Below are 12,756 nucleotides of genomic sequence, written 5' to 3' on the forward strand. Positions count from 1 at the left end.
ACATGGGGCCATTTCAATGCATACAAATTCAGGATCAGCCGTGGGGCGACAATCCCTTGCGGATCCGGCGAATACCCTCTTCGTAGCGGCCATCCGGCCCCTCATGATCTTCACGGGTATCAAAAATCTTGAGGAACCACATGTACTGACCGGGATGACGGGTCAGCTGCTGCTGCACCATATCGTTCATCCGGCAGGTGTCGGCCATGACATCCTCGGTGGGATAGTTGTCGAATGGCGCGTCAATCTCCAGCCGGTAGCAGTGGTTCGCTTCATCGTAACAGGCGAGCAACGGCACCGCCTTGACGCCACTGACCTGCACCAGACGGGGCAAGGCAGGCAGGGTCGCCTTGGGGTGGCCAAAGAAGGGGGCGAAGATGCTCTTCTCGCGGCCGTGATCCTGATCCGGCAGGTAGAAGAAGCTGCGACCGCTCTTGATGGTTCTGATCACCGCCTTGATCCCGGCGCTGCGCTCATAGACGCGGCAACCGTTCTTGGCCCGTGCCCGGTTGAGGTGCCAGTCAAACACCGGATTGCGCGCCCGTTTCATCATGGTGCACATGGGCACCCCGCGCTGGGTGAAGCAGTAACCGGCGGCATCCACCGGCCAGGTGTGGGGCACCACCAGGATCACCGGCCGACCGGCAGCCCGCTCCGCCTCGATATGTTCCCAGCCACTCACCTGCATCCGGCTCATCAGGTAACGCTGGCTGCGCATGGTGAACTCGCCGAATCCCAGCAGACTCTTGAGGCCGACCCGGATCGAGGTCAGCGCAATGGCATCGCGCTCTTCCGGGCTCTTGTCCGGGAAGCAGATCTCCAGATTGGTTCTGGCGATATAGAGCTGCTTTTTGGACACACGCAACACCAGCGGCGCCAAAGCATCAGCCAAACGATCGCGCAATCGCACCGGCACAAAAGCCAGCAGCATAAGCAGGCCAAGGGCCAGCCAGCTGAACCAGTAACGGGGATGCAGAAAACGGGTTTCAAAGGAGGAGTTAAATACGGGATCTTGGGGAGACATGATTCGGGGTCAAGCAAAAAAGTTGTGGTGCATTGTAGTCATCCTGACAGGTAATACCAGTTAATTTCATGGCCAGCAACCCGACACGAGCGCGAGGTCAAAAAACCACAAAAAAATGCCCCGCACTGCGGGGCATCTTGCTTATTACACAACCAGAGTGGTGGCTCTTTGTCCATCCATCGTATGACTGGTTGTTTATCCCGTCGCTCTCTGAGCGCACTGCCTGACCATGTTCCGATGTCACCTCGTCAAGCGTTAGCGGTGAGCCCCCTGGCGAGCCATGCCGTTGTTCATTGCGGTATCACGCTGCGGCAGAAAGAACATCAGGTAACGCAGTGCCACATAGCCGACGATGACGGTGGCGACGCCCAGCTCGAAGTGGGCCAGCAGTCTGATCTGCTCCACATAGTGGGCAGCGTGCGCAAACCCTTCAACCAGATGGGCCACTTTGAACAGGGCGGTGGCACCGATCACCAGCGGGAAGGTGAATGCGGCATAACCCGGCGAGAAGGGCAGACGCAGCAGTTTGATGAAGGCCAGATAGATGATGCCGGTCATCAGGATGGCGATCCCCAGCAGCACGGCCACCAGCAGCAAGGAAGGATCCTGGCTGACGGTCAGGTAACCTGCCAGAGAGAGGCTGGCAGGGGCCGCCAGGATCGCGATGGTCGGTTTGGCTGCATCCGGCACTTCATGGCTGAAGATCAGGCGATAGAGCATCAGCGGCAGCATCAGGCCGTAGCAGATGATCCCGAACCAGAGCAGACCGTTGGCCAGCGGGGCAAACTGACCGCCCGGAAAGGCCACGTCCGCCACGATGATCCCCACCGGCGGCACGAACCAGCTCGGCACCATGTGATGGATTTCAAACTCTTTGGCGCGATGCCAGATAAAGGTGGCCAGGAACAGCAGGTGAACCGCCACGGCAAACAGCCAGAGGGCCTCGCCCGCTTGCGGCGCAATCATCCCCAGCGCTTTCGAGACCACCATGGTGCCCATAGCATAGGTCGGTACCACGCTGCCCACCACGGGGTGAGCGAGATCCTGCAACAGCAGGCGGGGGTGAAGCAGAAACTTGAAGGTCAGGATCACCAGCAACACGGCGGCAACGGCGGCGCCCAGCAGCTGCATCCGGCCATCGAAGTGACCGGCATTCTCCCAACACCAACCAAGGCTGGCGATGCCGAGCGCCAGACCCGCCATGGGGGTTGGGGCGGCAGCCAGTGATTTACGGGTTCTTGCGATCATGATGACACCTTTCTATTGATGACTATGGCGATAGGATAATGGCCCCTTATCGTTTACGATATCTAAATGAATTAAATCAATCGTTCAGGAAAACCAAACAGCATGAAACTGACCCTGCAGCAGCTGAAAGTGTTCGCCACCATTGCCCGCTACGGAAACCTTGGCCTTGCCGCCAATGAGCTCTGCCTGAGCAAGGGGGCCGTCTCCCAGTCGCTGCAGGAGCTGGAGCGCCAGCTCTCCACCCCGCTGTTTGACCGCATTCACCCCAGATTGCAGCTCAACAACGAAGGGCGCCTGCTGCAACCGGCCGCCGAAGAGCTGCTGACCCGGATGCAGGATATCGAGAACCTGTTCAGCCCCGATGCCGAGCCGAGTGGCCAGCTGCGTCTTGGCGCCAGCCAGACCATCGGCAACTACCTGCTGCCGACCCTGCTCGCCAGCAGCAGACAGGAGCTGGGGCTGCCCCCCAAGGTGACCATCAACAACACCCACCTGCTCTGCCATGCGCTGGCCAACTTCGAGCTGGATATGGCGCTGATCGAGGGGGAGAACCACCACCCCGACCTGCTCGCCGAACCCTGGCTGCAGGACGAGATGCTGGTGGTGGCGCCCCCCGGCCACCCGCTTGCCGACAAGGCGGAGCTCTCTCTCTCCCGACTGAGCGGCGAGACCTGGGTGCTGCGTGAAGCGCAATCTGGCAGCCGCGAGCAGTTTATCCAGCAGATCCAGCCCGAGCTGCCCCGCTGGCAGGCAGGGCTTGAGCTCAACACCCTGGAGGCGGTAATGCTGGCGGTGGAAAAGGGGCTGGGGATCTCCTTTATCTCCCGGCTGGCGGTCTCCGATCGGCTCAAGGATGGCCGACTGGTGGCCCTTCCCCTCACCCGCCGCTTCCCGCGCCAGCTCTCCCTCATCTGGCACAAGCAGAAGTACCACTCCGCCTCCCTGCGTCACTTTCTCCACTTCTGCCGGGCTCAGGTGAATGATGCCGAGGTGATCAGCCCGGACTAACCCCCGGCCAGATCATCGATAGCAAACCAGAGCGTCAATGACGGAAAAAGCAAAGAGGGAGCCACTGCTCCCTCTCTTTGACTTGCTTGCTGATTATCACTTCGCCAGACTGCGCAACCAGCTGATCTCCTCGCCCCAGATGGACTCGTCGATGGTCTCGAGGATCAGCGGAATGCGATCGAAGCGATCATCATTCATGATGTGGTGGAACACCGCCTCCCCCAGATTGCCCTCGCGCAGGCTGTGGTGACGATCGACCCGGCTACCGAAGGTGCACTTGGCGCCGTTGATATGCATCCCCTTGAGATAGTGAAAACCCACAGTGCGGTCGAACTCGGCAAAGACGGCGGCGCAGCTCTCGGCGGTGCGCAGATCGTAGCCCGCGGCAAAGGCGTGGCAGGTATCGAAACAGATCCCGACCCGGCTCTTGTCCTCCACCCCCTCGATGATGGTGGCGAGCTGCTCGAACGACCAGCCGAGGTTGGTCCCCTGCCCGGCGGTATTCTCGATCACCGCCGTCACCCCTTCACTGCGCTCCAGCGCCCAGTTGATCGACTCGCTCACCAGCTTGAGGCTGGCCGCCTCTGGGATCTGCTTGAGATGGCTGCCGGGGTGGAAGTTCAGATAACAGAGCCCCAGCTGCTCGCAGCGCTTCATCTCGTCGAGAAAGGCATCGCGGGATTTGGCCAGACCATCGGGATCCGGGTGGCCAAGATTGATGAGATAGCTGTCGTGGGGCAGGATCTGCTCCGGCAGAAAACCGGCCTTGTCACAGGCCGCCTTGAAGGCGCTGATGGTGGCCTCCGACAAGGGGGCCGCCTGCCACTGACGCTGATTCTTGGTAAAGAGGGCAAACGCGTTGGCCCCGATGGCCTGGGCGCGGGCGATGGTATTCTCCACCCCGCCGGCCGCACTGACGTGGGCTCCGATATATTTCATACAATCTCCTCAATACGGCAAGCCGCCATTATGCCGATCTCGCCCAATCCCGCCAAACCGGAATAGTCGATAAGCCTGATCGTTTTTGCGGGCTAAAAAGGATTCGTTCAGGTTCGAACTTTATGATATTCACTCCATGACCGAGGAGCTTGCGATGAACCTGCCGATGATTGACAACACCAAAGAACCCTTGCTGAAATTTGCCTCCATGCCCCCCCATCGCCAGTGGGCGACGGCGTCAGCGGCAGGGATTGCCCAATTCCTCGAAAATCAGGGCAAAACCGTGCATGCGCCCCGTTTCAAGGCCGAGCCGGACACCCGGCTGGCGGACGAGATCCGGGAGGATGATTTGCTGCCCTATCTCGCCAATGCCGTGACGCACTACTTCAGCACCCCGATGTCCATTGAAGAGCTGTTTCTGCACGCCAAATAAGCGAAAGCCACCCATTTTACAACGCATCTGGCTGTTACCCCGCCAGACCCCATACCGATGAGATCACCGAGCACACTTTTGCTCATCTCGATGTACGGTTGCCTCCCTCCTGCGCAGTGGTAGTCTGCGGGATGCTTGGATCAGGCATCCCGCAGCCTCGTCCACCATCCCCATCCCAAGGCGTTATGTGCGGCCGTGACGGCGCAGCCACACACCCTTGACTGCCCCGGCCAGCAGCAACAAGATCGCCACACCGAGCAACAACAAACCGATGGGGATCAAGCCGAAGGGTTCATGCAAAGTGCCATCTTCAGCGACGGTAGAACCAATCAGTTCAAAAGCCACCAGACAGCACACGCCCATGGCCGCCAGCACGGCACCGGTACGCATCATGATTGTCATGATCATCAAACACGCCTTTTCATCTTGAACGAGCCACCCATTCTCCATCCCGATGTGAAGGGAGGGTGAAGTGAACGAGGCTTTTCGATTAAGGACGGGCAACCAGATGCGATCGACAAAATACGGCGCTCGGCGGCGGGTGAGCAATAGCTGGCAAGGGCTTGAGCGGCGCCCACAAAAAAACGCAGCGTATCGCCTGAGCGATAACGGCTGCGTCTTTGGGTCTCTCGTCCGTCCCCCTTGCCGTGGCCCGAATGGCCAGCGACAAGGGAGCAAGAATGCGCGGGGAGAGTCGCCTTAGAAGGGCATTTTAAAACCTGGCGGCAGTTGCATGCCACCGGTCAGTTCGCCCATCTTGGTCTTGTTCTGCTCTTCCACACGACGCACGGCATCGTTGCACGCGGCAGCGACCAGATCTTCCAGCAGCTCCTTGTCATCTTCCATCAGGGAGGGGTCGATCTCGATGCGACGGACGCTGTGGCTACCGGTCATAGTGACCTTGACCATGCCAGCACCGGCTTCACCGGTCACTTCCATCTGAGCCAGCTGCTCTTGCGCCTTCTGCATACGCTCTTGCATCTGTTGGGCCTGTTTCATCAGGTTCCCCATTCCACCTTTACCAAACATATGTCGTCTCTCGTCTTGAAATCCGGCATCCAGCGCCGGTCTGTGGGCTTGTCTGTCCTAGATGGGGACAGCCAAACTGCTTTTCAACCGGAAGCGAGCTCCCGGCCACGGAATTTAGCGGTTGAGGGGCTCGATGCTCTCGTGATGAAGCACGGCACCAAACCGCTGAACTAAAAACTGCACGTTGGGATCCTGCTCCAGATCCCGGGTCACCTGCTCGCGCACCCCCAGATAGAGGCGGTGTTCGATCTCAAGGGGAGTCTCCTTGTCAGGCACCACACCGAGCGTCACCTCGACCTGCACCGGTTGCCCCAGCGCCGGGCCGATGATCTCGGCCAGATCGGCGCGCGCCTTGTCACTCACCAGATGGCGCTGCTCGGGCTTGAGGGTCAGCAGTACCTTATCCCCTTCCCGCGTCATCACCGAGTTGATGGCCAGCTGGCGCAGCCGTCCACCTACCTGAGTGTGGGCAATCAGCTCGGCCCAAGGGTCGCCACAACCATTGAGCAGTGACGAAGGGATAAGGCGGGTCGCCTCCCCCTCTTGCGGCTCCTCATCGCTCTCGAGCTCATCCCAGTCGATGGTCTCCATCACCGGTTGAGCGGGCTCGCTCTGCGCCACCGGGGCAGCAGCCAGCGCCGCAGTTGCAACGGGCGCGACCGGCTGGGTCGCTGGGGCGGGCGTCACCGCAGGCGCCGTAGCGCCGCGCTCACCGGGTCGATAGCTCGGCTGCCCATCGAGATCCCAGGGGGGCAGATCGGTTGGCTGGGCAGGTACCGTGACAGGAGCGTGGCTCATCACCGGCCCCTGCTCCGCAAAGCCCTGATTGAGGTACTCTTCGTATTCCCCGTTGTCACCCTGCGGCTCGTAACCGTCGCCATAGAGATCCACCGGCGGCAGATCATCATAGTGACCCATCGCCGCCATCCCCTGCCCGGCCGGTTGGCTGACCGGGGCTGGCTGTTGGGTGAAGACCGGTGCGGCAGCGGGCGCGACAGGGCGCGCTGGTGCAACCGGCACCGCGCGCGGCGCGGGCGCTACCGGGGCATCCTGACCACGCTGGCGGCTGCGCAGCATGTTTCGCTTGCCAAGCAGGCTCTGCATGCTCGATACCGCTGATACCGGTTCAGGCGCGGCAACAGGCGTTGCTGTCACTTCGAGCGCGGGCTCGGCTGCAGGCTCGAAGGCGACGTTCAGCGACTCGCCACGGGAATAGTCCGTATCGGCTGCGGCATGCTCGCCAGCATCAGCGGGCTGTGCGGCTGAGTGCGCAAGTACATCGTGCTGTACATTTGGCAGAGCGGGCTCGGGTTGATACCCCATGCCCGCCGCTTCGCGCAGCAGCTCATCCTGCTGGCTGAACAGTTCGGCGGCTTGCGCCTCCTCCTCGCTGTTGGCGGGGTTGCCGGTGTCATCCACCATCGCAGGCAGGGAGGCATCAACCGCGGGCACGGCGCCGCTGATCGGTGCCAGTGCGGCCGATTCAGCGGCCGGGCGCTTTCCCGGCAAGGAGGCTACCGGCGCGGCACTGCTCGTCATTGACGGGGGCAGCGCAGTGAGGCTGGCCGGATGCAGGGCATCGCGCCGTGGCGAGAAGGCGAGCATCCGCAGGCAGGTCATCTCCAGCGCGGTGCGGCCATCGGGGGCCCAGGGCAGATCTTTACGACCACCCAGCACAATCTGGTAGCAGAGCTGCACCTCTTCCGGACTCATCGCCTTGGCCAGTTGCAGCAGGGACTCGGCATCCGCCCCCTGCTCCTGCACACTGGCAGGTAGCAGCTGCGCCATGGCGATGCGATGGAGCAAGCCTTCCAGTTCGGCGTGGAGCTGATCAAAATCGGGGCCCAGGGTGGCGATCTCGGTGATCTTGGCCATGGTCGCAGGGGCATCTTGCCGCAAAATGGCTTCCAGCAGCTGGTGCAGATGGCGGTGATCGAGCGTCCCCAGCATCGCCAGCACGCTCTCGAGGCGCACGCTGCCATTGCCGTGGGCCAGCGCCTGATCGGTCAGGCTCAGGGCATCGCGCATACTGCCGTCGGCGGCTTTGGCCAGTGCCAGCAGGGCGCGCGGCTCGAAGGGCTGCCCCTCCTGATCCAGCACCCATTCGAGCTGCTTGGCAATCTGGGTCTGATCCAGACTCTTCAGATGAAACTGCAGGCAGCGCGAGAGGATGGTGATCGGCAGCTTCTGCGGATCCGTGGTGGCCAGCAGAAACTTCACATAGGGAGGCGGCTCTTCCAGGGTTTTGAGCAGCGCGTTGAAGCTGTGACGCGACAACATGTGCACTTCATCGATGAGATAAACCTTGAAGCGGCCACGGGCCGGGCGGTACTGCACGTTGTCGAGCAGCTCGCGGGTATCTTCCACCTTGGTGCGCGACGCCGCATCAATCTCCAGCAGGTCGACAAAGTTGCCCTGATCGATCTCGCGGCAGGTATCGCAGACGCCACACGGGTGGCTGCTGATCCCCTGCTCGCAGTTGAGGCTCTTGGCCAGAATACGGGCGATGGTGGTCTTGCCGACCCCGCGGGTACCGCTCAACAGATAGGCGTGATGCAGCCGTCCCTGATCCAGGGCGTTGGTCAAGGCGGTCAGCACATGTTGCTGGCCTACCACTTGTTCAAACGTATGGGGGCGCCATTTACGCGCCAGAACCTGATAGCTCATAAATCCATCATGCAGGGAAGACAAGGCATTGAGGCCGGATGCTAACACAAATGGACGGGAGGCTGTATCGGCTATCGGTCAGAGCGGGAGGGATCGCTTGAATTTCAAACCGATGCCCGCACGGGCACCGGTTCAACACAGGCCCGATGCAGAGGATCGGGCCAAAGAGGCATTACTCGCCGGCCAGTTCAACCAGTGAGAGCACCTTGATGCCAGCGGCAGTCAGGCGGGCATCGCCACCCAGAGACGGCAGGGAGATGATGAAGGCCGCATCGGCCACCTCACCACCGGCGCGGCGGATCAGCTTGACGGTCGCATCGACGGTACCGCCGGTCGCCAGCAGATCGTCCACTACCAGCACCTTGTCACCGGGCACGATGGCATCGGTGTGCAGTTGCAGGGTGTCGGTGCCGTATTCGAGGGCATAGGACTCCTCGATCACGTCGCGCGGCAGCTTGCCCGGCTTGCGGACCGGCACGAAGCCCAGTCCCATGGCGAAGGCAACCGGTGCACCGAAAATGAAGCCACGGGCTTCGGTACCAACAATCTTGGTGATCCCTTGATCACGATAATGATTGGCCAGCAGATCGATGGTGGCCTTGAAGGCTTCGGCGTTCTCGATCAGGCTGGTGATGTCACGAAACAGAATGCCCGGCTTCGGATAGTCGGGAATGGTCTTGATGCTTGCTTCGATAAATTTCAGGGTTTCCGGATTCATGTGTTGACCGCTTATTTTTTTGACCCAGGGGTGGCCATTTTTTCTCAATTCCCTTCTGCGGGAAATAAAAAAGCCTGTCACGCAAAAATGACAGGCCGACTCCATAGCATTATTGCTGCAATAGCTTAGGGACTTCACTTCGCCATTGCAACTGGCTCCAGCACCGGCAGCCGCATTAACCAGGTGAGCAGGATCACCATTATGACAACCAGCAGCCCCTTGACCCACAGCAGTGGCACCACCGCCAGCGACACCGAGAAAGTGAGCAAAATGAAGATAATGGCGCGCCGTCTGGCCTGACGACGAATACCGCGATACTGCTGCCAATCCACGATAGGCGGGCCGAACCAGGGATGGGTCAGCAGCCAGCGATGAAAACGGGGCGACGAGCGGGCAAACAGGGCGGCAGCCAGCAACATGAAGGGGGTAGTTGGCAGCAGCGGCAGCACAATGCCCACGATACCGGTGGCAAATGCCAGCCACCCGAGCGCCATCAGACACCAACGCTTCATTCCTTCTCCTTGCGTGATTTATCTCCCTCTAGCCTAACAGAGTTTGAGCGGGTGCTGACAGCGGGCCGCAACCCCACTACAATCTGCGCTCTTTTTTCTCCCCACTCTCGTCGGAAAGCCGTTATGCGCGTTATTTTGGCCCCCATGCAGGGGGTACTGGATCACCTGATGCGGGAGGTCCTCACCTCCGTCAATGATTACGATCTCTGCGTGAGCGAGTTTATCCGGATCGTCGATCAGTTGCTGCCCGCCAAGGTGTTCTACCGGCTCTGCCCCGAACTGCTGCAAGATGGCAAGACCCGCGCAGGCACCCCGGTGCGGGTACAACTGCTGGGGCAACACCCCGAGTGGCTGGCCGAGAACGCCGTGCGCGCCATCGAGCTCGGCTCCCCCGGCGTCGATCTCAACTTCGGCTGCCCCGCCCCCACGGTCAACAAGAGCAAGGGTGGCGCGGTGCTGCTCAAAGAGCCCGAGACCATCTACCGCATCGTCAAGGCGGTGCGCGACGCGGTGCCCGCCCATCTGCCGGTGAGCGCCAAAATTCGCCTCGGTTACGATGACAAGGAGCTCTATCTGGAGAACGCCCAGGCGGTCTTCCAGGGGGGCGCCAACGAGCTGGCCGTCCATGCCCGCACCAAGCGCGAAGGCTACAAGGCACCCGCCCACTGGGAGTATGTGGATGCCATTCGCCGCGCCCTGCCCATCCCGGTCACCGCCAACGGCGAGATTTGGGATCATCAGGATGCCCTCACCTGCGCCAGCGTCTCCGGCTGCGATGCCCTGATGGTCGGACGTGGCGCCATCTCCCTGCCCAATCTGGCCAACGTGATGAAAACCGGCTGCCCGCACATGAGCTGGGCCGAGGTGCTGCAGCTGATGGTGAGCTACACCGAGCAGGATCTGGCCAGCGAGAAGGCTGACTACTACCCCAGCCGCATCAAGCAGTGGTTCAGCTACCTCAAGCGGGAATATCCCGAGGCGGACCTGCTGTTTCAGGAGATCAGGGTACTCAAAGAGACCGACCCCATCCGCGATGCCCTGTTGCAAGCGGCCAAAAGCCACGGCTAACCACGTTTAACTTGACGCATATCATCTTGATAGAGTTATCGGGTCCCTATACTGCCCCGAATCTGTCGTCTGTCCTGTGGGGGATAATGTGTGTGAAATGACGCAAGCACAGTTGACTGTCTGGCGTAATCGCCTGCTGTCCGACTGGGCCCAAGTACGAGAAACGCTGATCGGTCAACTGAAAGCCTGCCGCCGTGACGAGTGGGCCGAGCAGGTCGGTCACTGCGATCAGGATCAACTGGTAGAACTGACCAGCCGGCTGGATCTGCCGAAGGTAGAGCAGAGCGTGGCCCGCCTCAAGCGGATCGACGCGGCACTCTGCCAGATGGATCTGGGCATCTACGGCCTCTGCTCAGATTGTGAAGATCCGCTGGCTATCGACCAGCTGGAACAGGATCCGACCCTGCAACGCTGCCCGCGCTGCGAAACCCGCTATCGCAAGGGATTCCACGCCCACGAACTGTGAGGGATGCACATCTGTGCATCCGCTCAACCCTCAGCACTGGTTACTCCGTCATTCCTGTCCAATACTCAACCGTATCAGCCTGCCCGAGGGGATGCGTTGTGTACCGACTCTTGTTGTTATGGTGTTTGTGTTGCCAGACGCTGGCACAGGAGTCATTGGTCGTCGGCTGGGTCAACTGGCAGCCCTTCAGCTTTCGCAATGAACAGCAGCAGATCCGCGGACTGGATGTGGAACTGCTCGACGCCATCTTCCAGCGCGCCGGTTATCAGGCCCGATTCAGTGAAATGCCCTGGGCACGCGTGCTGCACGAACTGCAATTTGGCACGATACAAGTTGGCATGTCTGCCAATATGACCGCCGAGCGGCAACAATACGCCCGCTTCAGCCACCCCTATCGGGAAGAGGAGACGGTTATCGTCGTCCGCCGCCAGGATGCCGAACGCTGGCGCGGGATCACCACCCTCGACCAGCTTGCCAATACCCCTGACTTTCATCTCGGACTGCTCAAGGGCTTTGATTACGGCGACACCTTCCGCCAATTGATGACCCAACCCGACATGCAGCCCCGCTTGCAGATGCGCTTGCGGCTGGAGCAACTACTGAAGATGTTGCAGGGTGGACGGATCCAGGGATTTATTCTCGATCCCCACGGGCTGCAGGAGTGGCACAATCAGGGGACGCTACCGGATGATCTGCATATTCTGCTGCATATCGAGCTGACACCGGTTCACCTGATGCTGAGCAAAGAGAGCACCACAGAGACGCACCTGCAACGGATCAATCAGGCCATCGAACAGCTGAAACCGAGCCCCGACTATCAGCAGATCCTCGATCGCTACCGGTTCACCCCCCAACATCCATCAGCCCCTCAACATCCATAAGCTCCCCTCTCTGTTTCTGTCTACCACACTCTTGCAACCTCTCGCGACAGACCCTTATTCCATCAGACACCACGGCACTCAGTGCCCCAATACAATCCCGGCAAGATGGGAAAAGTGGTGGATCTCGTGGGTTGCCCCACTGTCGCCCGCCTGCCGCTCGGGGTTGTACCAGCAGGTCGCCAGCCCCTGCGCCGCCGCACCGGCGATATCGGTTTTCGGGTTATCGCCCACCATCAGTACCCGGGCCGGATCCGGCTGCCCCATCAAGGAGAGTGTGTGCTGGAAAATGGCAGGATCAGGCTTGGTCACCCGGATCTCGTCGGAGATCACTAGCGGCTCGAACCACTCGCTCCAACCCAGTTTGCCGAGCCGCCCGCGCTGGGGCACGCTGAAGCCATTGGTGATGATCCCCATCCGCACCTTGCTGCGCAGTTGCTGCAGGGTGTCGAGCACGCCCTCAAGGGGCATGCTCAGGGCGACAATCTGCGCCAGAAAGGTGTTGTTCATCGCCATGGGATCGGCGTCAACCTGCTGGGCAAAGAGGGCAAAGCGGGTCTGCTGCAGCGCAGTTGCATCGATCTCGCCGTCGTTGTACTGCTGCCAGAGCCCGTGGTTAATGGTGTGATACTGCGCCATGGCGGCGTCATCGGCCTCAACACCATAGATCATTAGCGTTCGGGCCAGCGCCTCGGCGACCGGGAAATCGAGCAGGGTTTCATCCAAATCGAACAGCACCCAGTCATAGCTTGGTTGTTTCACAGAA

14 protein-coding genes are annotated in these 12,756 nt (G+C 60.6%); 5 read left to right on the top strand and 9 right to left on the bottom strand.

The features are described from left to right. Nucleotides 1–34: 34 nt before the first annotated feature. Together lpxM and I6G90_RS06645 are read right to left on the bottom strand one after the other, a co-directional pair. Nucleotides 35–1,024, bottom strand: coding sequence for a lauroyl-Kdo(2)-lipid IV(A) myristoyltransferase (gene lpxM, locus I6G90_RS06640; RefSeq protein ID WP_163128513.1), 990 nt, complete (start codon nt 1,022–1,024; stop codon nt 35–37). Between the two features lie 255 nt (nt 1,025–1,279). Next, complete coding sequence (locus I6G90_RS06645) at nt 1,280–2,272, bottom strand: TDT family transporter (RefSeq protein WP_197930369.1); 993 nt, start codon at nt 2,270–2,272, stop codon at nt 1,280–1,282. 102 nt (nt 2,273–2,374) lie between these two features. Here I6G90_RS06645 and I6G90_RS06650 point away from each other — a divergent pair, with 102 nt between their 5' ends. Continuing rightward, a complete protein-coding gene (locus tag I6G90_RS06650) occupies nt 2,375–3,280 on the top strand; it encodes a LysR substrate-binding domain-containing protein (protein ID WP_197930370.1) in 906 nt (301 codons plus the stop codon). 96 nt (nt 3,281–3,376) lie between these two features. On the opposite strand, the gene nfo is transcribed toward I6G90_RS06650, so the two are convergent. After that, nucleotides 3,377–4,219, bottom strand: a complete 843-nt coding sequence (nfo, locus tag I6G90_RS06655; RefSeq protein ID WP_197930371.1) for a deoxyribonuclease IV — start codon at nt 4,217–4,219, stop codon at nt 3,377–3,379. Between the two features lie 136 nt (nt 4,220–4,355). On the opposite strand from nfo, the gene I6G90_RS06660 reads away from it, so the two are divergent. Beyond that, nucleotides 4,356–4,652 carry a hypothetical protein gene (locus I6G90_RS06660; protein WP_197930372.1) on the top strand — a complete coding sequence of 99 codons (297 nt, stop codon included), beginning with the start codon at nt 4,356–4,358 and terminating at the stop codon, nt 4,650–4,652. 183 nt (nt 4,653–4,835) lie between these two features. Here I6G90_RS06660 and I6G90_RS06665 read toward each other — a convergent pair whose 3' ends face one another. The 5 genes from I6G90_RS06665 to I6G90_RS06685 form a co-directional block, all read right to left on the bottom strand. Continuing rightward, nucleotides 4,836–5,060, bottom strand: a complete 225-nt coding sequence (locus tag I6G90_RS06665) for a DUF3955 domain-containing protein (RefSeq protein ID WP_232254428.1) — start codon at nt 5,058–5,060, stop codon at nt 4,836–4,838. A 291-nt stretch (nt 5,061–5,351) separates the two neighbouring features. Further along, nucleotides 5,352–5,681, bottom strand: a complete 330-nt coding sequence (locus I6G90_RS06670; RefSeq protein WP_033113565.1) for a YbaB/EbfC family nucleoid-associated protein — start codon at nt 5,679–5,681, stop codon at nt 5,352–5,354. A gap of 114 nt (nt 5,682–5,795) precedes the next feature. After that, nucleotides 5,796–8,348 carry a DNA polymerase III subunit gamma/tau gene (dnaX, locus tag I6G90_RS06675; RefSeq protein WP_197930373.1) on the bottom strand — a complete coding sequence of 851 codons (2,553 nt, stop codon included), beginning with the start codon at nt 8,346–8,348 and terminating at the stop codon, nt 5,796–5,798. A gap of 172 nt (nt 8,349–8,520) precedes the next feature. Next, nucleotides 8,521–9,066: an adenine phosphoribosyltransferase gene (apt, locus tag I6G90_RS06680; RefSeq protein WP_042058966.1), complete on the bottom strand. Its 546-nt coding sequence runs from the start codon at nt 9,064–9,066 to the stop codon at nt 8,521–8,523. A 134-nt stretch (nt 9,067–9,200) separates the two neighbouring features. Next, entirely contained in the window at nt 9,201–9,578 is a 378-nt protein-coding gene (locus I6G90_RS06685) for a YbaN family protein (protein WP_019445809.1), read from the bottom strand. Nucleotides 9,579–9,701: 123 nt separating this feature from the next. Between I6G90_RS06685 and dusC the strand changes: the two genes are divergently transcribed. From dusC to I6G90_RS06700, 3 genes are all read left to right on the top strand, one after another. Then, nucleotides 9,702–10,646, top strand: coding sequence for a tRNA dihydrouridine(16) synthase DusC (dusC, locus tag I6G90_RS06690; protein ID WP_197930374.1), 945 nt, complete (start codon nt 9,702–9,704; stop codon nt 10,644–10,646). Nucleotides 10,647–10,743: 97 nt separating this feature from the next. Further along, nucleotides 10,744–11,112 (top strand): TraR/DksA family transcriptional regulator, encoded by a 369-nt coding sequence (locus tag I6G90_RS06695; protein WP_197930376.1) that lies wholly within the window; start codon nt 10,744–10,746, stop codon nt 11,110–11,112. A 155-nt stretch (nt 11,113–11,267) separates the two neighbouring features. Continuing rightward, nucleotides 11,268–11,993 (top strand): substrate-binding periplasmic protein, encoded by a 726-nt coding sequence (locus tag I6G90_RS06700; RefSeq protein WP_232254429.1) that lies wholly within the window; start codon nt 11,268–11,270, stop codon nt 11,991–11,993. Nucleotides 11,994–12,071: 78 nt separating this feature from the next. On the opposite strand, the gene yjjG is transcribed toward I6G90_RS06700, so the two are convergent. Beyond that, entirely contained in the window at nt 12,072–12,752 is a 681-nt protein-coding gene (gene yjjG, locus I6G90_RS06705; protein WP_197930380.1) for a pyrimidine 5'-nucleotidase, read from the bottom strand. Between the last annotated feature and the right edge of the window lie 4 nt (nt 12,753–12,756).

Source organism: Aeromonas allosaccharophila (assembly GCF_016026615.1).
GTDB classification, from domain to species: Bacteria; Pseudomonadota; Gammaproteobacteria; order Enterobacterales; family Aeromonadaceae; genus Aeromonas; species Aeromonas allosaccharophila.